Source organism: Streptomyces sp. XD-27 (assembly GCF_030553055.1).
Classification (GTDB): Bacteria; Actinomycetota; Actinomycetes; order Streptomycetales; family Streptomycetaceae; genus Streptomyces.
This window is the reverse complement of the sequence record NZ_CP130713.1, coordinates 1438713-1463787: the sequence shown is the minus strand read 5'-3', so window position 1 is coordinate 1463787 and position 25075 is coordinate 1438713. Positions and strand designations below refer to the sequence as shown.

The window sequence follows — 25075 nt, the reverse complement described above, 5'->3', positions numbered from 1 at the left end:
GAGGAAACCGCATGCTGACAATCCTCGGATTCGGCATGATCGCCACCTTCCTGGTGCTGATCATGCTGAAGAAAATGTCCCCCCTGGCGGCGCTGGTGCTCATCCCCGCGCTGTTCTGCGTCCTGGTCGGGAAGGGGGCCCACCTCGGGGACTACGCGCTCGACGGTCTGGGCAGCCTCGCGCCGACCGCCGCGATGCTGATGTTCGCCATCATCTACTTCGGCGTCATGATCGACGTCGGCCTCTTCGATCCGATCGTCCGCGGCATCCTGCGGTTCTGCAAGGCGGACCCGATGCGGATCGTGGTCGGCACCGCCGTCCTCGCCGCGATCGTCTCCCTGGACGGCGACGGCTCCACCACCTTCATGATCACGGTCTCCGCGATGTACCCGCTCTACCGCCGGCTCAAGATGAGCGTGGTGGTGATGACCGGTGTCGCCGCCATGGCCAACGGCGTCATGAACACCCTGCCGTGGGGCGGCCCCACCGCCCGCGCCGCCACCGCCCTCAAGCTCGACGCCAACGACATCTTCGTGCCGATGATCCCCGCGCTCGCCGTCGGCCTGCTCTTCGTCTTCGTCCTCGCCTACGTCCTCGGCCTCCGCGAGCGGCGGCGGCTGGGTCTGCTGACCCTCGACGACGTCGCGGAGCAGGCAGAACAGGCGGAGCAGCTGCTGGTGCCGGCCGGTGACGCCCCCGGCGGAGCGGCCCGTTCGAAGCGGCCGACCGGCGGCGCCGGGACCGGCGCGGACGCGGACGGCGCGGCCGAGGGCCCCGAGACGGACGCGGACGAGGCGTCCGGCGACGGCTTCCAGGGCCTGGACCCGCACCGGCCCACCCTGCGCCCCAAGCTCTACTGGTTCAACGCCGCGCTCACCGTCGCGCTGCTCACCATGATGATCATGGAGACGCTGCCGATCCCGGTGCTCTTCCTGCTGGGCGCCGCCATCGCGCTCACGGTCAACTTCCCCCACATGCCCGACCAGCGGGCGCGGATCGCCGCCCACGCGGAGAACGTCGTCAACGTCTCCGGCATGGTCTTCGCCGCCGCCGTCTTCACCGGCGTCCTCTCCGGCACCGGCATGGTCGAGCACATGGCGCGCTGGCTGGTCGACGGCATCCCCGACGGCCTGGGCCCGCACATGGGCATCGTCACCGGCGTCCTCAGCATTCCGCTGACCTACTTCATGTCCAACGACGGCTTCTACTTCGGCATCGTGCCGATCCTCGCCGAGGCGGGCGCCGCACACGGCGTGGACTCCATGGAGATCGCCCGCGCCTCGCTGGTCGGCCAGGCCCTGCACATGTCGAGCCCCCTGGTGCCCGCCGTATACGTCCTCGTGGGCATGGCCAAGGTCGAGTTCGGCGACCACACCCGCTTCGTCGTGAAGTGGGCGGCGCTCACCTCGCTGGTGGTCCTGGCGGCGGGAGTCCTGTTCGGGATCATCTGACGCGAATGCTATGCGCTGATTGAGGGATTATCGGGTATCTATTGGCGCTTTATCGTTTCTCTTCCAAGTCTGCGTGACAGGTAGTCACTCGATCGATGTGTACGAAATCCCAGGCTTGAAGGAGCGCACGCGTGTCCACTTCAGTACCCCTTCCCCCCCTCGGAACCCGCCGCAGCGCCGCCGCTCTCGCCGCCCTCGCCTGCGGAGCCGCCACCTGGATGGCCGCACCGGCCGCGGTCGCGGCGCCCGGTGACAACGGCGACGTCAAGGTGCACAGCGCCGGGACCCCCGTCACCGATCAGCGCAACGAGACCCGAGTCTGCGGCTTCTACCTGGCCGGGCTCGACTTCGACACCGTCCAGGAGGTCAACTGGGCGATCGTCCCGCAGGGCGAGGACGCCCGGTCGCGCGGCCTCTCCGGCGGCATCAGCCTGGCGGGCGGCATGGGCCGCACCGACGAGCTGTCGCTGCCCGACGGCACCTACCGGCTCACCTGGAACATCGAGGGCCAGACCAGGGCGGGCAAGCAGAAGGTGTTCAACGTCGACTGCGCCTCGCAGGGCAAGGCCGCCCCGCGGCCCGCGGCGGGCAGTGAGAACGACGCACTGAGCCAGGACGCCGAGGCCTCGGACCCCGCCGAAGGCGCTCAGGGGACCGCCGATGAGGGGTCCGCGGACGACGCCGCCACCGGCACCACCGGCACGGCCGCCGAGGAGGGCACCGCCCAGGAAGGGGCGACTGAAGCGGGCACCGCGGAGGAGGGCGCCACCGAGGAGGGCACGACGGAGGAGGGTGCCACGGAAGAGGGCGCCGCCGGTGCCGAGCGCAACGCCGACGACAGCATCGCGGCCGGCGCCGACACCAAGGCCGACCTCTCCTCCGACGACGCGGCCGACACCCGCGACTCGGCCAACGTCGCACCGCGCGGCCCGGTGGGCGCCGGCGGCGGCGGCGAGTCGGGCGACTCCGGCTCCGGCCTGTCCGCGGGCCTCATCGTCGGAGTGGCGGGCGCCGGGACGGCCGGTGCTGCCGGACTGTTCCTGCTGCGCCGCGCCCGGCGCCGCCCCAACGGTGTCATCTGAGCCGCGGCCGACGCCGCGTTTCCAGGGTCGCGTCCGCCTCCTGCTGGTCCTGGCGGGCGCGATCCTGGCGCTGGTGGCGGGTGTCTGGGCGCTGCACCGGGTGTCGTCCCGGGGGCCCGTCACCGACAACGCGCCGGCGGCGCCGCGGCACGCGCCGCTGCCTCGGTCGCCCGCGACCGGCATCTCCATTCCCGCGCTCGCCCTGGAGGCGCCGGTCACCCGCCTCGGACTGGACACAGAGGGCCGGATCGCCACCCCGTCGGTGGACGAGCCGCGGCTCGCGGGCTGGTACGAGTACGGCCCGGCGCCCGGCGAGATGGGCACCGCCGTGGTCGTGGGCCACCGCGACACCCGCACCGGGCCCGCGGTCTTCCTCAACCTGGACGACCTGCGGCCGGGCGACGTGATCGACGTCCTCCGGGAGGACCAACGCACCGCGGTCTTCACCGTCGACGCCGTCCGCACCATCGGCAAGCACGCCTTCCCCGACGACCGGGTGTACGGCCCGCGCGGACGCCCCGAGCTGCGGCTCCTCACCTGCGGCGGCACCTTCGACCAGCGGCGCGGCTACGCCGCGAACATCGTCGTCTTCTCCCATCTGACCGGGGTCAAGCAGACGTCGGCGAGGGCGTGATCGACGGCACGGGAACCCCCTCTGGCACCGCAAAACTACCGGCGTTAGTTTGGCGGGGTGACGAACTGCCGCGCGGGAGGGACCCCATGACCGTCCACGACGGGATGTACATCGGCGGCCGCTGGCGGCCCGCCGCGGGCCCGGACACGATCGAGGTCGTGAACCCGGCCGACGAACAGGTCATCGGCAGCGTCCCGGCCGGGACCGCCGAGGACGTCGACGCCGCCGTACGGGCCGCCCGCGCCGCGTTCCCCGGCTGGGCCGCGACTCCGCCCGCCGAGCGTGCCGCCCTGCTCGGCGCGTTGCGCGACGAACTGGCCGCCCGCCGCGACGAGATCGCGACCACGGTCACCGCGGAGCTCGGCGCGACGCTCGCCTTCGCCCAGGCGGTCCACGCGGACCTGCCGATCGCGGTCACCGGGTCGTACGCGCGGCTCGCCGCCGAGCACTCCTTCGAGGAGAAGATCGGCAACTCCACCGTGCTGCACGAGCCGGTCGGCGTCGTCGCGGCCATCACCCCGTGGAACTACCCGCTGCACCAGATCACCGCCAAGATCGTCCCGGCGCTCGCGGCGGGCTGCACGGTCGTCCTCAAGCCGGCCGAGGACACCCCGCTGGTGGCCCGGCTCTTCGCCGAGGCCGTCGACGCGGCGGGCCTCCCGGCCGGGGTGTTCAACCTCGTCACGGGCCTGGGCCCGGTCGCGGGCCAGGCGCTGGCCGAGCACCCGGAGGTGGACCTGGTCTCCTTCACCGGCTCCACCGCCGTCGGGCGGCGGATCGGCGCGATCGCCGGCGGCGCGGTCAAGCGCGTGGCACTCGAACTGGGCGGCAAGTCGGCGAACGTGATCCTCCCGGACGGGGACCTCGCGCGCGCCGTCACCACCGGTCTCGCCAACGTCTTCCGCAACTCCGGCCAGTCCTGCAACGCCTGGACCCGGATGCTGGTGGACGCCGACCGGTACGACGAGGCCGTCGCGCTCGCCGCGCAGGCGGCCGCCGCGTACGTCCCCGGCGACCCGCACGACCCGGACGTCCGGCTCGGCCCCGTCGTCAACGCCGCCCAGCGGGACCGGGTGCGCGGCTACATCGAGCGCGGCCTCGCCGAGGGAGCGCGGCTCGTGGCGGGCGGACCGGAGACCCCCGACGGGCTGGAGCGCGGCTACTACGTCCGGCCGACCGTCTTCGCCGACGTCACCGAGGACATGGCGATCGCGCAGGAGGAGATCTTCGGCCCGGTCGTCGCGATCATGAAGTACACCGACGAGGACGACGCGGTACGGATCGCGAACGGGACGGTGTACGGGCTGGCGGGCGCGGTCTGGTCGGCGGACGAGCAGGCGGCCGTGGCGTTCGCCCGCCGCCTGCACGCCGGCCAGGTCGACATCAACGGCGGCCGCTTCAACCTGCTTGCCCCGTTCGGGGGCTACAAGCAGTCGGGGGTGGGCCGGGAGCTGGGCGTACACGGTATGACCGAGTACCTCCAGACGAAGTCCCTCCAGCTCTGACACCGCTGCCGCCCTGTCCGCCGTTCCCTTGCTCTCCTCAGTCGCCGGACGGGCTGCGCATTGCCACCACCCAGCCGCCGCCCAAGGAGACGCACATGGTCCGCGCCGCAGTCCTGCCCGCCATAGGCGCCCCGCTCAAGGTCGCCGAGATCGACCTCCCCGACCCCGCCCCCGGCCAGGTCCGCATCCGGCTCGCCGCCGCCGGGGTCTGCCACTCCGACCTGTCTCTGTCCAACGGCACCCTGCGGCAGCCCGTGCCCGCCGTCCTCGGCCATGAGGGCGCGGGCACCGTCGTCGCCGTCGGCGCGGGCGTGACCGCCGTGGCCCCGGGTGACCCCGTCGTCCTCAACTGGGCACCCGCCTGCGGCGGCTGCCACTTCTGTGGGCTGGACGAGCCGTGGCTGTGCGCCCACGCGGGCGCCGCCGCCGAGGCGCCGTACGCGACCCTCGCCGCCGACGGCAGCGCGCTCTACCCGGGGCTCGGCACCGCCGTCTTCGCCGAGGAGACCGTGGTGCCCGAGCGCGCCGTGCTGCCGCTGCCCGCCGGGGTGCCGCTCGCGGACGCGGCCCTGCTCGGCTGCGCGGTGCTCACCGGGTACGGCGCGATCCACCACTCCGCCCGGGTGCGCCGCGGCGAGTCGGTCGCGGTCTTCGGGGTCGGCGGGGTGGGCCTGGCCGTGCTGCAGTCCGCCCGGATCGCGGGCGCGGGCACCGTCGTCGCGGTCGACGTCTCCCCGGCCAAGGAGGACCTGGCCCGTGCGGCCGGAGCCACCGAGTTCGTCCTCGCGGGCGACGACACCGCCAAGCGCATCCGCAAGCTGACCGGCGGCCACGGGGCGGACGTCGCCGTGGAGTGCGTCGGGCGCGCCGAGACGATCCGTACGGCGTGGTCGTGCACGCGCAGAGGTGGCCGCACCACGGTCGTGGGCATCGGCGGCAAGGACCAGCAGGTGTCGTTCTCCGCCCTGGAGCTGTTCTATTTCGGCCGCACGCTCTCCGGCTGCGTCTACGGCGACAGCGACCCCGCCCGGGACCTGCCGGTGATCGCCGAACATGTCCGTGCCGGACGGCTCGACCTCGGGGCCATGGTCACCGAGCGGATCGGCCTGGACGGCATCCCCGCCGCGTTCGACGCGATGCTCCAGGGCCGCGGCGGCCGGGCCCTGGTGGTCTTCTGAGCAGGCGCGGCTAGGTCGCGTTCGCCTGCGGCAGCTGTGCGTACTGGAGCGCCAGCCCGTCCAGCAGCGCCGCCAGCCCCGTCTCAAAGGCGCCCTCGTCCACCCGCTGCTGATGGTCCGCCAGCAGATGGGCCTGGCCGAGGTGCGGATAGTCCGCCGGATCGTAGGCGGTGGCGTCGTCGACGAAGCCGCGGGCGAACGAGCCCAGCGCCGACCCGGCGACGAAGTAGCGCATCAGCGCGCCGATCCGGGTGGCGTGGGCGGGCGGCCAGCCCGCCTGGACCATGCAGCCGAAGACGGCGTCGGCCATCCGCAGCCCGGCCGGGCGGCGGCCGGGGCCCTGGGCGAGGAACGGCACGATGTGCGGGTGGTCCGTGAGCGCCGAGCGGTAGGAGCGGGCCCACTCCAGCAGCGCGGTACGCCAGTGCGTCCCCCGTCGAACATCGAGATGTCGACCTGCGCCACGACCGTGTCAGCGACCGCGTCGAGGATCTCGTCCTTGGTCGTGAAGTGGTTGTACAGGGAAGGGCCGCTGACGCCGAGTTCGGCCGCGAGCCGGCGGGTCGAGACCGCCTGGAGCCCCTCCGCGTCCACGAGCGCCAGTGCCGCCGCGACGATGCGGTCGCGGCTGAGCAGGGGTGTCCGGGGGCGGGCCATGCGCCACATGGTAGAGGCTTCCGCCGGAAAACTAGCGCTGATAGTTTACGCGGCAGACGAGACGCCTACGGAGGTGCGCCATGGATCTCGCGCTCAGCGAGGAGCAGACCGCGGTCCGCGAGCTCGCCAGGGACTTCGTCGCCCGCGAGGTCGCTCCGCACGCCGCCGAATGGGACCGCGCCGAGAGCGTGGACCGCGGCATCGTGGGCAAGCTCGGCGCGCTGGGGTTCCTGGGGCTGACGGTCCCCGAGGAGTACGGCGGCTCCGCGGGCGACCACCTCGCCTATGTCCTGGTCACCGAGGAACTCGGCCGCGGGGACTCCTCCGTACGCGGCATCGTGTCGGTCTCGCTCGGCCTCGTCGCCAAGTCGATCGCCGCGTGGGGGAGCGAGGAGCAGAAGCGGGAGTGGCTGCCGCGGCTGTGCTCGGGGGAGGCGGTCGGCTGCTTCGGCCTGACCGAGCCCGGCACCGGCTCCGACGCGGCGAACCTCACCACGCGCGCGGTGCGCGACGGCGGAGACTACGTCATCACCGGCACCAAGATGTTCATCACGAACGGGACCTGGGCGGACGTGGTGCTGCTCTTCGCCCGTACCGGAGCCGAGCCCGGCCACCGGGGCGTCAGCGCGTTCCTCGTCCCCGCCGACGCCCCGGGGCTGACCCGGCGCACCGTGCACGGCAAGCTCGGGCTGCGCGGCCAGGCCACCGCCGAACTGGTGCTGGACGGCGTCCGGGTCCCGGCCGCGGCGCGGGTCGCGGACGAGGGCAAGGGCTTCTCGGTCGCCATGTCCGCCCTGGCCAAGGGCCGGATGTCGGTGGCCGCCGGATGCGTGGGCATTGCGCAGGCATGCCTGGACGCCGCGGTGGGGTACGCCGGAGAACGCGAGCAGTTCGGCAGGCCCATCGCCCACCACCAGCTCGTGCAGGAACTGCTCTCCGACATCGCCGTGGACGTCGACGCGGCGCGGCTGCTCACCTGGCGGGTCGCGGACCTCATCGACCGCGGGCGGCCGTTCGCCACCGAGTCCTCGGTGGCCAAGCTGTACGCGAGCGAGGCCGCCGTGCGCTGCGCCAACAACGCCCTCCAGGTCTTCGGCGGCTACGGCTACATCGACGAGTACCCGGTCGGGAAGCTGCTGCGCGACGCCCGGGTGATGACCCTGTACGAGGGCACCAGCCAGATCCACAAGCTGCTCATCGGCCGCGCGCTGACCGGCGTCTCGGCGTTCTGAGCGCTTGCTCACCCGCCATGTAGGGTGAGCGCCATGGACACGGAGGCGGACGGGCCCGAGGTGAACGGGACCGAGGCGGCGGACGGGGCCGAGCAGTGGGCCGGCATCACGCCGGACGCGGCCCGGCGGCTGGTGATCGCCGCCGTGCACGCCTTCGCCGAGCGCGGCTACCACGCCACCACCACCCGCGACATCGCGGGCCGGGCCGGAATGAGCCCCGCCGCCCTCTACATCCACTACAAGACCAAGGAAGAGCTGCTCTACCGGATCAGCAGCGTCGGCCACCGGCTCGCCCTCGGCATCGTCCGGGACGCGGCGAACGGCGGTGGCGGTCCCGCCGAGCGGCTCGCGGCCGCCGTACGGTCCTTCGTCCGCTGGCACGCCGAGCACCACACCACCGCGCGCGTGGTCCAGTACGAGCTGGGAGCGCTCGCCGAGGAGCACTACGCGGAGATCATCGGCCTGCGGCGGGAGATCGACGGCGCGGTGCGCGCGATCCTGGACGACGGGGTCGCGGCGGGGGTGTTCGACGTGCCGGACGTCTCGGGCACCACGGTCGCCGTGCTGTCGCTCTGCATCGACGTGGCCCGCTGGTTCAACCCGGCGGGGCGGCGGACCCCCGACGAGGTCGGGGAGCTGTACGCGGACCTGGTCCTGCGCATGGCCGGCGCGGACGGCGCGGGGCGCCCGTAAGCCTCGCGGGGCTCAGAGGTAGAAGCGGCTGACGGACTCCGCCACGCACGCCGGCTTCTCCCCGCCCTCGCGCTCCACGGTCACCACGGCCGTCAGCTGGACGCCGTCCTTCACCTCGGCCACCTCCGCGATCCGCGCCGTCGCGCGCAGCCGGGAGCCGACCGGGACGGGGGAGGGGAAGCGGACCTTGTTCACGCCGTAGTTCACGCCCATGCGCACACCCTCGACGCGCAGCAGCCGCGAGGTGAACCACGGCAGCAGCGACAGGGTCAGGTAGCCGTGCGCGATCGTCGTGCCGAACGGTCCGGAGGCCGCCCGCTCCGGATCGACATGGATCCACTGGTGGTCGCCGGTCGCCTCCGCGAACCGGTCGATCCGCCGCTGGTCGATCTCCAGCCACTCGCCGGGGCCGATCTCCTCGCCGACCGCGGCCCGCAGCTCGTCGAGGGAAGGGAAGATCCTGGGCGCTGCCATCCGGTGCCTCCTCGGCGGGTCAATGCGGCGTCTCACTTCGGTGAGCCACTTCGGAGCCGTCTCGTCGAGCCATCTCGTCGAGCCACTTCGGTGGCGCACTCACTAAGCGCTTGCTCAGCATGCTCACGTGATCGTCGCGTGTCAACGCCCGGCCATCCCGGCCGTCGTGTCGTCCCCGCCGGTCGCGGGCCCCGCCGCGCCGTTCCCCCGGCCGGTGCGCGGCGGGGCCTGGCGGCCGTGCTCACACGGTCGCGTACCGCCGGCTGTGCGCCAGGCGCCTGGCCGCCGTCAGGGCCGCGGCCGTGAGGATCGGCGTCGGCACCACGATGCCGCAGCCCGTGCACACCGGACCGGCCCACGGGGAGTGGTCGAGGTCCTCCCGCCAGGCGAGGTGCTCCTCGGCGCAGACCGGGCAGGCTCCGGCCGGCCGGCCCTCCATCGCCTGGATCATCCGGCGCAGCACGGCGGCCAGCCGGCCGCGCGGATGGGCCGTGGGGCTCTCGCACGGGACGATGTCGCACCCGCCCCAGGTGCGCAGATGCCAGTCGTCGACAGCGCTCGGCTGCCGGATTCCCTCGTGCTTCTCCTGCCTGCGCCGCTCGGCGAACTCGGCCTCGTAGGCGAGCCACAGGGCGCGGGCCTCCTCCAACTCCTCCAGCGCGCGGACCAGCCGCGCCGGATCGGGGTCCCGGTCCTCCGGGGCGATCCCGGCCCGGGTGCACAGATGGTGCCACGTCGCCCGATGGCCGTAGGGTGCGAACCGCTCAAGGCACTTGCGCAATGCGCTACGTCGCTGCGCGATGTGTCTCTCCGGATCGCGCACCTCTCGTGCGAGCGCTCTGAAACCGGCCATTCTTCCCACCTCCGCTGGTGCGGAACCCGACTCGTCGTCGGTGAGACGTACGGCGCCGCACTAAGGATCCCGGAAACCCGGTTGCGACAGGGAATGGCCGAAGTCGTATGCAAGAGATGACGGCCGCTCATCTTCCCGATGCGGCATACCGCCGGTAACCTCCAACGCGTTCGGCATCCGCGCATGTGGCGTGAGGAGCGGGAATGCGACGACGTACCCGTACGCTCAGGAGCATCGCCGGCGCCGCCCTGCTGGCCCTGGGCGCGACCCTCGCCACCCCGCTGCCACCGGCGGCACAGGCGGCCGACCCCGTCACCGACTACTGCCAGGGCCGCTGTTCGGACATCCTGCCGCCCGGCGCGAACGGCAACGCCACGCTGGCGGAGATCCTCGCCCACAAGGTGTTCGGCACGCGCCCCGCGCACAACGACGACCAGCTCGCGCCGTACGACAAGCTCGTCGGCGGCCACCCCACGCTCACCGACGCGTCGCTGACCGAGTTCTTCAACGACGCGTCCTTCGGCGTCCCCGCCGACCAGGTGGCCTCGGTCACCAGGCCGCGGGACGACGTCACGATCACCCGGGACAAGAGGACCGGCGTCCCGCACATCCAGGGCACCACCCGTGAGGGCACCGAGTTCGGCGCCGGATATGCCGCCGCACAGGACCGGCTGTGGCTGATGGACCTCTTCCGGCATGTGGGGCGCGGTGAGCTGACCCCGTTCGCGGGCGGCGCGGAGTCCAACCAGGGCCTGGAGCAGGACTTCTTCCGGCAGGCCCCGTACACCGAGGCCGACTACCAGGCCCAGATCGACCGCATCCTCGCGACCCAGGGCGAGCGCGGCAGGCAGGCCATGGCCGACGCCCAGGCGTACGTCGACGGCATCAACGCCTACCGCGAACAGGCCAAGAACGGCCGCTACTTCCCCGGCGAGTACGTCCTCACCGGGCACGTCGACGCCATCACCAACGCGGGCGAGATCCAGCCCTTCAAGCTCACCGACCTGATCGCCCTCGCCTCCGTCGTCGGCGCGCTCTTCGGCAACGGCGGAGGCGGCGAGGTGGAGTCCGCGCTCTCGCTGCTCGCCGCCCAGCAGAAGTACGGCATCGCCGAGGGCGCCCGGGTGTGGGAGTCGTTCCGCGAGCGTGACGACCCCGAGGCCGCCCTGACCGTGCGCGACGCCGCCTTCCCGTACGCCGGCAAACCGGCGGACCCCAAGGGCACCGCCCTGCCCGACCCCGGCTCCGTGACGCCGGAACCGCTCGTCTTCGACCGCACCGGCAGCGCCGTCACCCGCGCCACGAAGCGCGTCAAGGCCCCCGCGACCCTCGACGAGCTGCGCGGCATCTACGACGACGGCGTGCTGCCCGCGGACCTGTTCAGCCGCAAGCACGGCATGTCCAACGCCCTCGTCGTCTCCGGAAAGCACACCGCCAGCGGCCACCCGGTCGCCGTCTTCGGCCCGCAGACCGGCTACTTCGCCCCGCAGCTGCTGATGCTCCAGGAACTCCAGGGGCCGGGCATCAGCGCGCGCGGCGCCTCCTTCGCGGGCGTCGGGATGTACGTCCAACTGGGGCGTGGCCAGGACTACGCGTGGTCCGCCACCACCTCCGCCCAGGACGTCACCGACACCTACGCGGTGGAGCTGTGCTCCCCGGATGGCGGCACGCCCGCCAAGGACGCGACGCACTACCGCTACCACGGCGCCTGCCTGCCGATGGAGAAGCTGGAGCGACGCAACGCCTGGAAGCCGACCGTCGCCGACCCCACCGCCGAGGGCTCGTACCGCATGCAGGTGCACCGCACCCGGTACGGCCTGGTGACGCATCGCGCGACGGTCGACGGCAAGCCCGTCGCGTACACCTCCCTGCGCGCCACCTACCGCCACGAGGCCGACTCCATCATCGGCTTCCAGATGCTGAACGACCCCGGACACGTGCGGGACGCCGCGTCCTTCCAGAGCGCGGCGCAGCACATCAACTACACCTTCAACTGGTTCTACGCCGACTCCCGGCAGACCGCCTACTACAACAGCGGACTCAACCTGGTGCGCGCCGCCGACGTCGATCCGTCCCTCCCGGTCAAGGCCGAAGCGCCGTATGAGTGGCGGGACTTCGACCCGGCCCTCAACACCGCCGCCTACACCCCGCCCGCCGAGCACCCCCAGTCCGTCGACCAGGACTACTACACCAGCTGGAACAACAAGATCGCCAAGGGCTACACCGCGGCCGGGTTCGGCAACGGCTCCGTGCACCGCGGGAACCTCCTCGACGACCGCGTACGCGAGCTGGTCGAGCGCGGCGGCGTCACCCGGGCCTCGCTGACCCGGGCCATGGCCGAGGCCGCCGTCACCGATCTGCGCGGCGAGGACGTACTGCCCGAGCTGCTGAAGGTGGTGCGCGGCGCACCGGTCGACGACCCCCGGCTCGCCACCGCCATCGGGCAACTGGACTCCTGGCGGGCCGCCGGGGCCCAGCGGCGCGAGACGTCGCCGGGCTCGCACACCTACGGGCACGCCGACGCCGTCCGCATCATGGACGCCTGGTGGCCGCTGCTCGTGGAGGCCGTCTTCGCGCCCGGACTCGGCCCGGACCTGTACGACCGGCTGCGCGCCAACCTGCCCATCGACGAGTCTCCGTCGGCCGGGCACGGGCCCACCGGCTCCCATGCCGGGTCCTCCTTCCAGTACGGCTGGTGGTCCTACGTCGACAAGGACCTGCGCGCGGTCCTCGGGGAGGAGGTCAAGGGCGGCCTGGCCAGGCCGTACTGCGGCGCGGGCGACCTGGCGGTCTGCCGCGGCACCCTGCTGGCCACCCTCAAGCGGGCGCTGGACAAGCCCGCCACCGAGGTCTACCCCGCTGACGCCCACTGCGCGGCGGGCGACCAGTGGTGCGCGGACGCGATCATCCACCGCGCCCTCGGCGGGATCACCCAGCCCCCGGTCAACTGGCAGAACCGGCCCACCTACCAGCAGGTCGTGGAGTTCCCCGCACACCGCTGAACGCGCCCGCCACCGCCGGGCCGGACTCAGTGCGGCAACCGGTCCGCCGCCCGGACCTCGTGCAGATGGATGAGCAGGTCGAACGAGCGCGCCAGCGCCACCTGGGCGTCCGGCCAGGGATAGGCGGTGCCGATCGCGCGCGTCGGCCGGGCGACGCCGAGCCAGTCGCGCGCCTCGGTGGGAGCGGTGCGCATGTCCAGCAGATAGTCGTCGTAACCCACCCGGTCCAGGGCGGGCTCGTTGTTCCCAGGGGCGGCGGCCCCGAGGCTGATCTTCCGGACCTCCTCGTCGACCAGCGGGTCATCGGCCTCGGTGGCGTTGAACGAGCCGTGGTGGAAGGAGAACCCGACGTTGACGTAGTCCGGGCCGAGACGGTCGCGCAGGAAGCCGCCTTGCGTCTTGGGGTACCGGTCCGGGTAGACCGACTCGTAGCCGACGTGCCCGTTGTGCGCGGACAGCATGACCTTGTCCCCGGTCCGCTCCTGCCACCACAGCGTGTTCTCGGCCATGGTCCGGTCGCGGAAGACCATCGCCTTCGCGAGTTCGCCCGGGTCCTTGGGGTCGAAGGCGTACAACCGGGCCGTCTGGTCGAGGGCCGTCGCGTGCCGCAGCGCCCACGCGTACCCGTCATGGGCCGCCCGGCCGGACGCGGGACGGGCGCGCCGCAGCAGCTCCAGCGCCCGTCCCGTCCGCGATGCCATCGCGCGCCGTTCGGCCGGCGGCTTGGCCAGATAGGCCCTCATGTATGAATAGGTGTCCGTGGCCGGGCGCAGACCGCGGTAGAGCCTGGTGACCTCGGGTAGCAGCTCGGGGCGGGCCTGGCGGAGGTACGCGGTCACCCTGTCGTAGAGCTCGGGCCCGGCGTACGCGGCGTCGTTCCCCATGAACCGGACCGGGTCGTGCGGGTGGGCCCGGTTGTACGTGCGCATCCATTTGACGAGGGACAGGTATTCGCGCGTGTTCCAGAAGAGGTAGGACTCCTGGAAGTCCTCGCTCATGATCCGCCGCGGGTCGCCCTCGCCGTGCAGCACGTACTCGTTGAGCCGCAGCCCGGTGCTCCAGGGCGCCTCCAGCGCGTAGGTGCGAAAGCCCTTCTGCGTGACGAGGTACCGGAAGACGCGGTGCTTCATGGTGAAGAACTCGTGCGAGCTGTGGGTGGCCTCGCCGAACCCCGCGATCTTCGCGTCCCCGAGCATGGGCCCGAGCGGCCGCAGGTCGTCCAGCGGACCGGACGGTTTGGTGGACCGCAGGGGATGGGCCGCGCGCTCGATGGCGGCGACGGCGCCGTCCTCGCCCACCTCGGGCGGAGGGGCCGCGTCCTCCCGGCGCTCCCGGGGCGGGGAGGCCGCCGACGCCGGTAACGCGGCGGTCATGAGCACTCCCAGACAGGCCGTCAGTGCCGTGACGAAGACGAGCTGATGTCGCTTCATGGATCGATGCCGTTTCATGGCTCAAGGGTCCTTGGGGGCGGTGGGCGGGACCATCCCGTATGTACCCGTCTTGAGGTGGAGCCAGCACCACCGTCATCCGGTCGGCCCCCTTCCACCACGGCAAACCGACTGGTTAGTATGCGAGCCGGTCGAGCCGGACGTGAGGGAGATCCAGACGTGGAAACCGTGCACGGCAAGGGCGTCGTCGTCACCGGAGCGGGGGGCGGCATCGGCGCCGCCCTCGCCCGCCGATTCGCCGCCGAAGGCGCCCGGGTCGTGGTCAACGACCTCGACGCCGCCAAGGCCGCGGCGGTCGCCGGCGAGATCGGCGGCACGGCCGTCCCCGGCGACGCCTCGGCGATCGTCCCCACGGCCCGCGAGGCCCTGGGCGGCACCGTCGACATCTACTGCGCCAACGCCGGAATCGCCCTCACCGGCGGCCCCGAGGCCCTCGAAGAGGTGTGGGCGAGCGCTTGGGACGTCAACGTCATGGCCCATGTGCGGGCCGCCCGCGACCTGCTGCCCGACTGGCTGGAGCGCGGCGAAGGACGCTTCATCGCCACCGTCTCGGCCGCCGGACTGCTCACCATGGTCGGCTCCGCGCCCTACAGCGTCTCCAAGCACGCCGCGCTCGCCTTCGCCGAATGGCTCTCCGCGACCTACCGGCACCGCGGCGTCCGGGTGCACGCCGTGTGCCCGCAGGGCGTCCGCACCGACATGCTGCGTTCCGCCGGACCCACCGGCGACCTGGTGCTCGCACCCACCGCGATCGAGCCCGAGGAGGTCGCCGAGGCGGTCTTCGCCGGCATGGCCGCCGAGCGCTTCCTGATCCTTCCGCACCCCGAGGTGGGCCGCTTCTACGCGGCCCGCGCCACCGAGACCGACCGCTGGCTGGAGAAGATGAACCACATCCAGCGCACGGTGGAGGAGAGCACCGGCTGAACGATGCCCTCCGGTTCCTTACGTACCATCGCACCGCCAGGCGCCGACGTCGGCCGGGGACGGCCCGCACTCGGCACCCCCTCCGGCAGACAGCAGACAAGGGGCCGTACCCATGACCTCGTACCAGGACCAGCCGTGGCTCGCGCGACTCAACGACGTGCAGCGGGCGCCCGTGCGGCCGCGCCCCAGCGTGCTGCACGCCTTCCGGGACGCCCTCCGGGCCGCGCCGGACCACCCGGCGATCGCCTACTTCGACGGCCGGTTGAGCTACCGGGAGGTCGACGCCCTCACCGACGCGGTGGCCGGACACCTGGCCGGTCGCGGCTTCCGGCCCGGCGACCGGCTCGCGGTCATGCTGCAGAACACCCCGCACTTCGTGCTCGCGCTGCTCGGCGCGTGGAAGGCGGGCGGCGCGGTCGTCCCGGTGAACCCGATGTACAAGGCGGGCGAACTGGCCCACATCCTGCGGGACGCCGACGTCACCGCGCTGGTCTGCGGCGACCGCGCCTGGCGCGCCTACGTCCGCGACGTGGCCGCCGACTCGCCGGTGACCTTGGCCTTCACCGCCCGCGACGGCGACTTCCAGACCCGCGACGACGTACGGGTGCTCCAGCCCGGAAGCGCCGCCGCGGATCCGCCGGACGGTGCCGAGGACCTCCTCGCCGTCGCGCGCCGCGGCGCCCGGCCCCCGCCGCCGTCGACATCACCCCCGACGACATCGCGCTGATCAGCTACACCTCCGGAACCAGCGGCGCGCCCAAGGGCGCCATGAACACCCACGGGAACCTCGTCTACAACGCCGACCGGCAGCGCGTCGGCCATGCGCTGCCCGACGGCGCGACCTTCTTCGCCCTGGCCCCGCTGTTCCACATCACCGGCATGGTCTGCCAGCTCTCCGCCTGCTTCGCGGGCCGCGGCACCCTGGCGCTGGCCTACCGCTTCGAGCCCGGCGTCGTCCTCGACGCCTTCGCCGAGCACCGCCCCGTCTACACCGTCGGCCCGTCCACCGCCTTCATGGCGCTCATGGCCCACCCCCAGGCCGGCCGGGATCATTTCAGCTCCTTCCAGATGGTGTCCTCCGGCGGTGCGCCGCTGCCGCCCGCCCTGGTCGAGCGGTTCCGGTCGGAGTACGGCCTGTATCTGCACAACGGATACGGCCTGACCGAGTGCTCCGCGCCGTGCGCCAGCGTGCCGCGCGGGGTCGAAGCACCGGTCGACCCGGTCTCCGGCACCCTCGCGGTCGGCGTCCCCGGTCCCGACACGGTGGTGCGGATCATCGACGACGGCGGCCGGGATGTGCCCTTCGGGGAGCCCGGCGAGATCGCCGTACGCGGCCCCATGGTCGTCCCCGGCTACTGGCGCGCCCCGGAGGCCACCGCGGCGGCCCTGCCCGGCGGTGAGCTGCGCACCGGCGACATCGGCTTCATGGACGAGGGCGGCTGGCTGTACGTCGTCGACCGCAAGAAGGACATGATCAACGCGTCCGGCTTCAAGGTCTGGCCCCGCGAGGTGGAGGACGTGCTGTACACCCATCCGGCGGTCCGCGAGGCCGCTGTCGTGGGCGTCCCCGACCCCTACCGGGGCGAGACGGTCAAGGCGTACGTCAGCCTGCGGCCGGGCGCGCGGGCGGCGGGTGAGGAACTGTCCGGGTACTGCCGGGAGCGGCTCGCCGCGTACAAGTACCCGCGCGAGGTGGAGATCCTCCCCGAGCTGCCGAAGACCACCAGTGGGAAGATCCTCCGGCGGGAACTGCGTTCCCGTAGGTAAGCGCACGGACGAGAGGCAGGTGGCGACGATGGCCAGAACGACGGACGGCGATGCGAAACCGGTTCCACAGCGGCTCCTGGCCGCCGCCACTCGCCTCTTCGCCGAGCGCGGCTACGACCGCACGTCGGTCCAGGAGATCGTGGAGGCCGCAGGCGTCACCAAGGGAGCCCTCTACCACTACTTCGGCTCCAAGGACGACCTGCTGCACGAGGTGTACGGCCGGGTGCTGCGCCTCCAACAGGAGCGCCTGGACGCGTTCGCGGACGCCGACGCCCCGGTGGAGGAGCGGCTGCGCGACGCCGCCGCCGACGTCGTGGTCACCACCATCGAGAACCTCGACGACGCCACGATCTTCTTCCGGTCGATGCACCACCTCGGCCCCGAGAAGCTCAAGCAGGTACGGGCCGAGCGGCGCCGCTACCACGAGCGCTTCCGGGAACTGATCGAGGAGGGTCAGCGCAGCGGGGTGTTCAGTGACGCCACCCCGGCCGACCTGGTGGTCGACTACCACTTCGGTTCCGTCCACCACCTGGGCGCCTGGTACCGGCCGGACGGCCCGCTCACGCCGCAGCAGGTCGCCGACCATCTGGCGGACCTGCTGCTGCGTGCGCTGCGGCCGTAGGTTCGCCTCCTTCGCCCTCCGGCGGCACGGCCCTAGGCTGACCGGCGGACGAACACGGGCGTCGAACCGGGGGCCGGGCGGGATGGACACGGGCAGCGCGACGGCACTCTGCGTGGCTGTCGTCGGTGTGCTGGGGACACTGCTGTCCGCCGTGCTCACCCAGCGCGCGGCGGATCGCACTCGGCAGCGCGAGCTGGAGTACGCGGACCGGCAGCGGGCGAAGGAGCTGGAAGCACAGGAGCGCCGGGCAGCGGTGGAGATGAGGCGCGAGGCCTATGTCGTGTTGAACACCGCCGCCCGTCAGTATGCTGCCGCGCTGACGGACATGATGCACGCCCTCCTCAAACCGGTGGGCACCGATGACGCGAGCCATCGGCTGACCGAGGCCCGCGACGCCCACCGGGACTGCTACGCCGAGGCCCAACTGCGGGTTCCGGACCCGATACTCGACCTCGCACAGGGCGTCAACCGGTCACTGAACACCACCTACGGCATGCTCAAACGCCTCGACAACGGTGACCTGCGGCCCGGGGACTCACTCGACGAGGTCCGGGCGGCGATCGACCGGATCCGGGGCGAACTGCAGCTCATGCGGCGGCAGATGCGCATCGACCTCGGGGTCTCGTCCGCGGCGGGGCCTGGCAACGAGGACTGAAAGGGTCGACTCCCGGTCTGCTTCTGGTCGCATTCCGTCCGCTCCCGCCGAACCGGCCTTCCGGTCTTCGAGGACCGGGCATCCTGGGAACACCAAGATGACTGATCGGGCGGCGGAGCGGGGCGCGATGACCGATGGCAGGGGCGGAATACGGGGGCTACGAACCTGGGCGCGGGATGCCATGGCGCGGGCCGATCTGCTGATCCCGTTCCACCGGGTGCAGCCGACGGCACGGGGCGGCGTCGTCCTCGACCAGGCGCTCCTCGATCAGGCCGTGGAGGAGTTGACAGAGCTGGAGAGGCTGCTGGGCGCGGAGGAGCCACATCGGATCGCGGTGGTGGCCCGACTGGGAGCCCTCCTCACCTCCCGGTACACCATGAGTGGGGCTGCCGAGGACCGCGAGCGAGCGCTCGTGCACCTGCGCCGTGTCCGCGAGCCGGACTCCCAGGCCCCCCGGTGGGAGCGGCAGTGTGCGGCGCTGTGCCTGCTGCTCTTGATGGCACCGCATGGTGGCGGAGGTATCGGGTCGGCGCCCGGATTTCCGGCAGCGATGAACTGGTCCTTGACACAGATCGGACGCTCGGGCCTGGCCGAGGTGCCTGCGCTCCTGGCCGACATCGAGGACCTTCCGATGCCGCCCGAACTACGCGCCGTGATCGAGCAGTTGGCGCCGGTGGCGGCTCTGGCCGAGGAACTGTTGCGGCCCGGCGCCGTTGCCGACGCCATGACGGAGCAACGCCTGTGGGAGGCCATGCCCGCCGACTTCCCCTACAAGGACGAGCTCCGCGGGCCGGCCGCATCCATGGGACCGCGGAACGCTCCTGGGGCGCCCTCGTCTCCACGGTCCGGGGCGGTTGGTGGCAAGCAGCCGGACCGGGACCCGGTGGGTTCACCCGGCCAGGCCAAGAAGCCGGGTTCCGAGAGGAGTTCTGACGGGAGTCCCGGCGGGTTCTCCCCCGAGATCTCCTCCGCGCTGCTCGCGACCGCGGCGGCGCTCGGCACCGGCGATCCGGCACTCCTGGACACCGCGGTGCGTGAGATCACCGAGGTCACGGAGCGCCTGCCCCAGGACCACGCGATGGCACTGAGCATGAAGGCCATGCGCGCCGCCCTGCTGCACAGCGCGCACACCACCGGCGGCAGTCTCCAGGACGGTGACTTCGCGCATCGTGTGACCGAGGCGATGAAGGCGGGTCTGGCGGAGGCCGCGCCCTCTTCCGGCCCGGATGCCGACGCCCTCGACGCGATTCGTGTCCTCTCCGCGCTCTCCCGGACATCGCGCGCCGAACAGTCAGGGGATCTGGCCGAGTTGGAAGCGATCCTCAACGAACTACTGGGCCTCCACGCGCGCGTACCGAAGTCACACGCCTCCTCGATTCTCGTTCCGCTGGCGCTGAGCCAGGTGTATCAGGCGCGTGGCGCCCTGCTGGGGGACGAGTCGGAGAGCCTGCGAGGGCTCGCCCACCTGGAGGAGTGCGCGCAGTCGGCGCCGCCGCCGTGGAACGAGACGATGGGCGGGTTGATCCGCCAGGCGAAGCTCATGCGCGGGCACTACGAGAGCGATCCCGCGCTGATCGAGGAGAGTCTCCACGATCCGGTCACAGGGGATCAGGCCATGCCCGTGCGGCGCCAGGTCGAGGAGCAGCGTACGGCGCTCGGCCTGCTCGAGCGGTACGAGCACACCGATGACCCGGCCGATCTCGACCAGGCCATCGCGCGCTTGGAGCGCACCCGTGAACGCGCCCGGCAGGGCCAGGATGCGATCTTCGCGGCGGATGCGCTGTGGCATCTCGTCAGGGCGTACTGGCTGCGGTGGTTTCGCACGCAGAGCCCGGAGGAGCTGCACGCCGCCACGGATGCGGGGCTGGACGCCTTGCACGCCGTCTCGGCCGACGTACTCCTGCAGGCGGGCTCCGAACACGGCCTGCTGGTGGCCAGATCCGCGGCCGACCGGGGACACATGACCGCACGGACGGCGATCGGCTGCGGTCGCCTGGAGGCGGCGGTCACCGCCCTGGAGCTGGGCCGGGCACTGGTCCTGCAGGCCGCCTCGACCTCCGCGGGAGTGCCCGAGCTGCTTGAGGCGCGCGGCCACCGGGAAATCGCCGACACCTGGCGGCGGACGGCCCCCGACACGCAGGCGGAAGGCGGCCGGCTCCTTCCCAGCAGTCTGCGCCGCCGGGCCCTGGAAGCGCTCGGCTACCGGCAGCACGGTCGGCAGAGGGACCTGTTCGCCACCCCGACCACGGCCGAGCTGCGCGCGGGTGTCGCGGCGGGCGGCGCCGACGTACTGGTCTACCTGCTGCCCGGAAAGGGCGAGGCCCACGGGGTGGCGATCGCCCTGGGGCCGGACCTGGAGCCGACGGCGCTTGACCTTCCCCAGCTGTTCAGCTCGCCGAGTGGGCCGCTGGCGGAGTACCTGAACGCGGCGGCAGCCCGTTCCCGAGTGGGCGGCGACGTCGCCGAGCGCAGGTGGGAGAGGGTCCTGGACCGCCTGTGCGACTGGGCTTCGTACACGGTGGTGGAACCGCTGATGCGGCAGATCGAGGACCGCCTCACCGCCGACGCGGAGGGGAACGCCGCCCGCAGCACGCGCGGCCCTCTCCGCGTGGTGCTGGTGCCCTGCGGCAATCTCGGCGTCGTCCCGTGGCACGCCGCGCGCCGTCACGAGCGGAGTAACTACCGCTACGCCTGCCAGGACCTGGTGCTGACCTATGCGGCATCGGGCAGTCAGTTCCTCGCGGCGGTGAGCCGCGACCGGATCCCCGTGGACGCGGCACCGGTGCTGGTGGCCGATCCCCGGATGGACCTGCCGCACGCGGAACGGGAGATCATCGCCCTGCACAGCGCGTTCTATCCGCAGGCACGGCTCTACGGGGAGTTCTACGAGCCTCCGGTTCCGCCGCGGGCGCCCGGCACGCCGGAAGACGTGCTGGGCGCGCTGCCCGGGGCCTCGTTGCTGCACGTGGCCTCGCACGGGTCCGCCGGGCCGCGGCCGACCGTTTCGGCGCTCTGCCTGGCGTTCCCCGACGACGGCGCCCCATGGTCCGCCGATCGGGGCGGGCCGGGGACCGTGCCGGACGAGGGCATGCTGACCGTGACCCGGCTGCTGGATCTCACGGACGACGGCATCGCCGGCCCCGTCGGCGCCGCCGCATCGGGCAGCGGCGGCCCGCTGGTCGTACTGAGCGCCTGCGAGACGGACCTGAGTACCCGTGATCACGATGAGGCGCTGACGCTGACCACGGCGTTCGTGGCACGCGGCGCACGGAACGCGGTGGGGTCGCGGTGGAGAACGGACGACAGCGCCTCGGCGCTGATGATGGCGGTCTTCCACCACTTCCTTTCGGTCGAGGGCCAGGGTCCGGCGGACGCCCTGCGGTCGGCGCAGCTGTGGATGCTCGACCCCGAGCGCAAGGTTCCCGAAAGCGTCAGCGGCCATGTGGCCCGTGAGGCGCAGCTACCGGGCCTGGACCGGATTCCGGCGTGGGCCGCCTTCGTCCACCAAGGGCATCCAGGACCGGCACCGGATTCCGCGGCCATGGAGGGGAGCGCATGAGTCCCGAGGAACTGCTCAAGGTGGTTCGCCTGCGGTGGGATGACATCCGTGCCGCGCTCGACGAGGAGCAGCGCGCGCTGCTCATGGCCAGGCTCGGCGCGCTTGCCGAAGCCCCGCAGCAGGACGCACGGGCGGTGCGCAGGGCCGTGCGGGGGGTGGAGCACGTGCTCCTTGCCCTTCCGCCGGGACATCCGGTGGCTGCCGCTCTGGACGGCACCCGGCTGGCGGGCCCCGCGACCGCCGGGCCCCGGGTCGTGGAGCTGGCACGGGAACTGCACGCACGGCTGACGACGGCCGACCGCCCCGGAGGGCCGGTGGACGCCGACGACCCCGGCGGGATCATCGCCGCGGCGCGGAAACGGCTTCTGGCCCAACCGTCGTTGTCGGCGCAGGAAGTCCGCAATCGGTGCGACAGCACGGACGGGCTCATCCGGCTCGACGATCCGGAGGCCGGAGCCCGTTACCCCGCGTTCCAGTTCACCGGTGACAGCGGCGGGCCGATGCCGGTCGTACGACGGGTCAACCGGCTGCTGGGGGCGGAGAACGACCCCTGGGGAGCGGCCGACTGGTGGCTGAGCGGCAATCAGTGGCTCGGCGGGCGGCCCGCGTCGCTCCTCGGGCACCTGCCGGAGGAACTGCTGACCGGTGCGGCCTCGGCGATGCTGGAGGGGGACTGATGCCCGACCGCTTCCCTCCCACGGCGTACCGGATGACGCCCCGACTGTGCACGCTTCCGGCCGGTACCGCGTTGTGGCGGTGCCACAGCAGCAAGCGGCCGGCCGAGGCGTTCAACCCGGTCGCCGCGGACTCGCACTTCGGCGGCAACCGCTTCGACGGCACCCCCGAGGACCCGTACCCGTTCCTGTACGCGGGCTCCGAACCGGCCACCGCACTGGCGGAGGTGCTGCTGCGTTCGCTGGCCTTCGACACGGACTCCGGCATACGGCTGGTACCGCGCGCCTGGGTCGTGGGCCGCTCGCTCACCCTGCTGCGGACCCGAGTAGATCTACGGCTCATCCAACTGCTGTCCGAGGAGGACCTGGCCGCCGTGTGCCAGGACTCCTGGCTACTCGAGGCGGAGGGCGCGGGCTACGCGCAGACCCGGCGCTGGGCGAGTGAGCTGCGTGCTCAAGTCACAGAGGCACAAGGCATGGTGTGGCATTCCCGGCGGCACCGGCCGCGGCGGGCGGTGGTGCTGTTCGGGGACCGCTGTGGTCAGGACCCGCTCAAACCCGACCCGGGATGCGGGACGACCGACCTCGGGGCACCGGCCGGGAGCGCGCTGGCGAACCGGCTGCTCGCTCCGCTGCGCGCGGCAGTGATCCCCGGAAAGTCCCGTTGACCGCTTGCGGCGGTTTGTCGCGCGGAGCATCCTTACCGCCATGCCACCGGAGACGGCTGTGCCGGCCCAGCCGGTCGACCACGCATCGATCGTCCGTGACCTCAGGGCGGTGCGCCGTGCCGGGATCATCCGGCTGCGCGCGCTGGAACTGCCGGCTCTCGAGCGGGCTGCCGCGGTCACGGACGCCGACGCGCCGCCCGCTTCGGCGATCGAGCGGCTGCTGCGGCTGTCGGTGGCGCGCCTGGACGCGGGAAGTCTCCGCGAGGCGGCCGAGTACACGCTGGGGCTGGCGCCCGGCACCCGCGACTGGCCGGGCGCCGACCGGCGCAGGCGCTCCGCCGGGGTCTACGGCGTCAGCGTGGAGCGGTTCCGCAAACACCACGAGGCCATGGTGCTGGGCCAGGTCGCGGAGCACATCGCGCAGTTGACGGGGCACGCCGCCCCGCCAACCGGAAGCTCCCCGGACACCCATCGGTCGTTACGGACGCGCGCGGGGCGGCGAACCGTTGCCGCGACCCTGCACATCCACCCCGTTGATCTCCTGCGCGACGTGGATGTCATCGTCTCTCCCACGAACACCTATCTCGCGCTGCCCGAGGTGTTCAAATCCTCGGTGTCGGCCTCACTGCGCCGGGCCGGTGCGCGGCGCGGCGTGACCGGGGAACTGGTGGCGGACCGGATCCGCGACGAACTGCGGGACTGGGCCTCGCGGCAGGGCACGTCGGGGCGTCCGGTGCTGCCCGGCACCGTCGCGGCCACGGGGCCCGGGGCCCTCGCCGAACAGGGCGTACGCCGCATCTACCACACGGCCGTCGCAGTACCCCGGGCCGGGACCAACGACTACGACGTGCTGCCCACCGATGTGACCCGGGCTGTGACCCGGGCGCTGGCGCTGCTGGCCGAGGAGAGTGGCCGGTTCGACCCGCCGCTGCGCTCGCTGTGCCTGCCGCTGATCGGTTCCGGCCGTGGCGGGCTGTCCTACCAGCAGAGCATCCACGCGATCTGGGCGGCCCTGGAGGCGGAGCTGGCCCGTGGGACGGACTTCGACCTCCATGTGATCGTGCGTCAGCCCGCCGCAGCCGATGTGCTGGTACGGGCACTGGGCGGCGATGGCCCGGCCGGTATCCGCCCCGATTCCAGCCGGTCCGCGCCCAGCCCCTCTGGTGTACTGGAACCAGGCATCCGAACTACCTGTACATGAGCGCCAGTTGACGAAGAGAACAGAAACGGGGGCCGATCGACATGGCGGAGACGAAGGGCATTCTGCTGCCCGCCTATGTGCTGGCTGACGAGTCGGGCTCGATGGGGCCGTACAGAGAGGCGCTGTCCGACGGCCTGGTCTCCTTGTGTGAAGGGCTGAGGGCCGAGCCGATGATCGCGGCCAAGCTGCGGTTGTCGGTGCTCGGCTTCTCCGACGACGTGCAGGTCCGTCTCGCCGTGTCCGATATGCGCACCGAGACCAGCCTGCCTCAGGTCACCATTCGGGGACTGACCAACTACGGGGCGGTGTTCGACGATCTCCTGGACCGGATTCCGGTCGATGTGCAGGGGCTGCGCGGTGAGGGGTACAAGGTGCACCGTCCGGTGGTCTTCTTCCTCAGCGACGGGCAGCCCACCGACGGCGACGGCTGGCGCCTTTCGCACGCCACGCTGATTGACAAGGCGCGGACGCCGGTCGCTCCGAACATCATTGCCTGCGGGATCGGTGACGCGGAGGCACGGACGATGGTGGAGGTGGCGACCCGCCCGGAGTTCGCCTTCATCGCGAAGGCGGGGACCGATATCGGCCGGGCGATCTCGGAGTTCTTCCATGCGCTGACCACGAGTCTGGTCGCGTCGGGACATGCCTTGAACTCGGCCAGCCCGCAACTCGTGGTCAATCGTCCGGACCAGTTCACCATGGCCATTGACGAGGTCGGGTAGTGAGGCGTTCAGGGAGGAAAGATCGTACCGAGGTGCCGTCCGTGCCGGTTGCTCCGCCCCCGCCCCCGCCCCCG

The 25075-nt window shown here is 72.3% G+C and carries 19 protein-coding genes and 2 pseudogenes; 17 read left to right on the top strand and 4 right to left on the bottom strand.

The genetic code is table 11. The annotated features are described in order from the left end of the window. The first annotated feature begins 11 nt into the window (after positions 1 to 11). From Q3Y56_RS06185 to Q3Y56_RS06165, 5 genes are all read left to right on the top strand, one after another. On the top strand, positions 12 to 1451 hold the full coding sequence (locus Q3Y56_RS06185) for a CitMHS family transporter (protein ID WP_304460949.1): 1440 nt from the start codon (positions 12 to 14) through the stop codon (positions 1449 to 1451). A gap of 131 nt (positions 1452 to 1582) precedes the next feature. After that, complete coding sequence (locus Q3Y56_RS06180) at positions 1583 to 2533, top strand: hypothetical protein (RefSeq protein ID WP_304460948.1); 951 nt, start codon at positions 1583 to 1585, stop codon at positions 2531 to 2533. Next, positions 2523 to 3167: a class F sortase gene (locus Q3Y56_RS06175; RefSeq protein WP_304460947.1), complete on the top strand. Its 645-nt coding sequence runs from the start codon at positions 2523 to 2525 to the stop codon at positions 3165 to 3167. The genes Q3Y56_RS06180 and Q3Y56_RS06175 overlap by 11 nt, the downstream gene beginning before the upstream one ends. A gap of 86 nt (positions 3168 to 3253) precedes the next feature. Next, positions 3254 to 4672, top strand: a complete 1419-nt coding sequence (locus Q3Y56_RS06170; RefSeq protein WP_304460946.1) for an aldehyde dehydrogenase family protein — start codon at positions 3254 to 3256, stop codon at positions 4670 to 4672. Positions 4673 to 4767: 95 nt separating this feature from the next. Beyond that, entirely contained in the window at positions 4768 to 5850 is a 1083-nt protein-coding gene (locus tag Q3Y56_RS06165) for a zinc-binding dehydrogenase (protein ID WP_304460945.1), read from the top strand. A 10-nt stretch (positions 5851 to 5860) separates the two neighbouring features. Here Q3Y56_RS06165 and Q3Y56_RS06160 read toward each other — a convergent pair. Continuing rightward, positions 5861 to 6507: pseudogene (locus Q3Y56_RS06160) on the bottom strand (TetR/AcrR family transcriptional regulator). A gap of 80 nt (positions 6508 to 6587) precedes the next feature. On the opposite strand from Q3Y56_RS06160, the gene Q3Y56_RS06155 reads away from it, so the two are divergent. Both Q3Y56_RS06155 and Q3Y56_RS06150 read left to right on the top strand, forming a co-directional pair. Continuing rightward, positions 6588 to 7739 (top strand): acyl-CoA dehydrogenase family protein, encoded by a 1152-nt coding sequence (locus Q3Y56_RS06155; RefSeq protein ID WP_304460944.1) that lies wholly within the window; start codon positions 6588 to 6590, stop codon positions 7737 to 7739. Between the two features lie 33 nt (positions 7740 to 7772). Further along, complete coding sequence (locus Q3Y56_RS06150) at positions 7773 to 8432, top strand: TetR/AcrR family transcriptional regulator (RefSeq protein WP_304460943.1); 660 nt, start codon at positions 7773 to 7775, stop codon at positions 8430 to 8432. A 12-nt stretch (positions 8433 to 8444) separates the two neighbouring features. Here Q3Y56_RS06150 and Q3Y56_RS06145 read toward each other — a convergent pair whose 3' ends face one another. Continuing rightward, positions 8445 to 8906 (bottom strand): MaoC family dehydratase, encoded by a 462-nt coding sequence (locus Q3Y56_RS06145; RefSeq protein ID WP_304460942.1) that lies wholly within the window; start codon positions 8904 to 8906, stop codon positions 8445 to 8447. A 241-nt stretch (positions 8907 to 9147) separates the two neighbouring features. After that, positions 9148 to 9759, bottom strand: coding sequence for a hypothetical protein (locus Q3Y56_RS06140; protein ID WP_304460941.1), 612 nt, complete (start codon positions 9757 to 9759; stop codon positions 9148 to 9150). A gap of 203 nt (positions 9760 to 9962) precedes the next feature. Here Q3Y56_RS06140 and Q3Y56_RS06135 point away from each other — a divergent pair, with 203 nt between their 5' ends. After that, positions 9963 to 12761 (top strand): penicillin acylase family protein, encoded by a 2799-nt coding sequence (locus Q3Y56_RS06135; protein WP_304460940.1) that lies wholly within the window; start codon positions 9963 to 9965, stop codon positions 12759 to 12761. Positions 12762 to 12787: 26 nt separating this feature from the next. Here the strand turns inward: Q3Y56_RS06135 and Q3Y56_RS06130 are convergent, their stop codons facing one another. Then, positions 12788 to 14191, bottom strand: coding sequence for an erythromycin esterase family protein (locus Q3Y56_RS06130; protein ID WP_304460939.1), 1404 nt, complete (start codon positions 14189 to 14191; stop codon positions 12788 to 12790). A 177-nt stretch (positions 14192 to 14368) separates the two neighbouring features. Here Q3Y56_RS06130 and Q3Y56_RS06125 point away from each other — a divergent pair, with 177 nt between their 5' ends. The 9 genes and pseudogenes from Q3Y56_RS06125 to Q3Y56_RS06085 all read left to right on the top strand — a co-directional run bounded on the left by Q3Y56_RS06125 (position 14369) and on the right by Q3Y56_RS06085 (position 25001). Then, on the top strand, positions 14369 to 15133 hold the full coding sequence (locus Q3Y56_RS06125; RefSeq protein ID WP_304460938.1) for an SDR family oxidoreductase: 765 nt from the start codon (positions 14369 to 14371) through the stop codon (positions 15131 to 15133). Positions 15134 to 15245: 112 nt separating this feature from the next. After that, a pseudogene (locus Q3Y56_RS06120) lies at positions 15246 to 16900 on the top strand (AMP-binding protein). 28 nt (positions 16901 to 16928) lie between these two features. Next, positions 16929 to 17522: a TetR/AcrR family transcriptional regulator gene (locus tag Q3Y56_RS06115; RefSeq protein WP_304460937.1), complete on the top strand. Its 594-nt coding sequence runs from the start codon at positions 16929 to 16931 to the stop codon at positions 17520 to 17522. A gap of 112 nt (positions 17523 to 17634) precedes the next feature. Continuing rightward, entirely contained in the window at positions 17635 to 18177 is a 543-nt protein-coding gene (locus Q3Y56_RS06110; protein WP_304460936.1) for a hypothetical protein, read from the top strand. A gap of 127 nt (positions 18178 to 18304) precedes the next feature. Continuing rightward, positions 18305 to 21736 (top strand): CHAT domain-containing protein, encoded by a 3432-nt coding sequence (locus Q3Y56_RS06105; protein WP_304460935.1) that lies wholly within the window; start codon positions 18305 to 18307, stop codon positions 21734 to 21736. Beyond that, positions 21733 to 22413 (top strand): hypothetical protein, encoded by a 681-nt coding sequence (locus tag Q3Y56_RS06100; RefSeq protein WP_304460934.1) that lies wholly within the window; start codon positions 21733 to 21735, stop codon positions 22411 to 22413. The genes Q3Y56_RS06105 and Q3Y56_RS06100 overlap by 4 nt, the downstream gene beginning before the upstream one ends. Then, positions 22413 to 23078 (top strand): RES family NAD+ phosphorylase, encoded by a 666-nt coding sequence (locus Q3Y56_RS06095; protein ID WP_304460933.1) that lies wholly within the window; start codon positions 22413 to 22415, stop codon positions 23076 to 23078. Before Q3Y56_RS06100 ends, Q3Y56_RS06095 begins: the two co-directional genes overlap by 1 nt. A gap of 40 nt (positions 23079 to 23118) precedes the next feature. After that, positions 23119 to 24279 carry a macro domain-containing protein gene (locus Q3Y56_RS06090; protein ID WP_304460932.1) on the top strand — a complete coding sequence of 387 codons (1161 nt, stop codon included), beginning with the start codon at positions 23119 to 23121 and terminating at the stop codon, positions 24277 to 24279. A gap of 41 nt (positions 24280 to 24320) precedes the next feature. Next, positions 24321 to 25001, top strand: coding sequence for a VWA domain-containing protein (locus tag Q3Y56_RS06085; protein ID WP_304460931.1), 681 nt, complete (start codon positions 24321 to 24323; stop codon positions 24999 to 25001). Positions 25002 to 25075: the final 74 nt, after the last annotated feature.

Coding starts and splice junctions, on each gene's coding strand:
- Q3Y56_RS06135 (WP_304460940.1), top strand. CDS start 9,963: ATGCGACGACGTACCCGTACGCTCAGGAGCATCGCCGGCGCCGCCCTG.
- Q3Y56_RS06140 (WP_304460941.1), bottom strand. CDS start 9,759: ATGGCCGGTTTCAGAGCGCTCGCACGAGAGGTGCGCGATCCGGAGAGA.
- Q3Y56_RS06165 (WP_304460945.1), top strand. CDS start 4,768: ATGGTCCGCGCCGCAGTCCTGCCCGCCATAGGCGCCCCGCTCAAGGTC.
- Q3Y56_RS06105 (WP_304460935.1), top strand. CDS start 18,305: ATGACCGATGGCAGGGGCGGAATACGGGGGCTACGAACCTGGGCGCGG.
- Q3Y56_RS06115 (WP_304460937.1), top strand. CDS start 16,929: ATGGCCAGAACGACGGACGGCGATGCGAAACCGGTTCCACAGCGGCTC.
- Q3Y56_RS06100 (WP_304460934.1), top strand. CDS start 21,733: ATGAGTCCCGAGGAACTGCTCAAGGTGGTTCGCCTGCGGTGGGATGAC.
- Q3Y56_RS06155 (WP_304460944.1), top strand. CDS start 6,588: ATGGATCTCGCGCTCAGCGAGGAGCAGACCGCGGTCCGCGAGCTCGCC.
- Q3Y56_RS06145 (WP_304460942.1), bottom strand. CDS start 8,906: ATGGCAGCGCCCAGGATCTTCCCTTCCCTCGACGAGCTGCGGGCCGCG.
- Q3Y56_RS06130 (WP_304460939.1), bottom strand. CDS start 14,191: ATGAAGCGACATCAGCTCGTCTTCGTCACGGCACTGACGGCCTGTCTG.
- Q3Y56_RS06095 (WP_304460933.1), top strand. CDS start 22,413: ATGCCCGACCGCTTCCCTCCCACGGCGTACCGGATGACGCCCCGACTG.
- Q3Y56_RS06085 (WP_304460931.1), top strand. CDS start 24,321: ATGGCGGAGACGAAGGGCATTCTGCTGCCCGCCTATGTGCTGGCTGAC.
- Q3Y56_RS06170 (WP_304460946.1), top strand. CDS start 3,254: ATGACCGTCCACGACGGGATGTACATCGGCGGCCGCTGGCGGCCCGCC.
- Q3Y56_RS06090 (WP_304460932.1), top strand. CDS start 23,119: ATGCCACCGGAGACGGCTGTGCCGGCCCAGCCGGTCGACCACGCATCG.
- Q3Y56_RS06150 (WP_304460943.1), top strand. CDS start 7,773: ATGGACACGGAGGCGGACGGGCCCGAGGTGAACGGGACCGAGGCGGCG.
- Q3Y56_RS06185 (WP_304460949.1), top strand. CDS start 12: ATGCTGACAATCCTCGGATTCGGCATGATCGCCACCTTCCTGGTGCTG.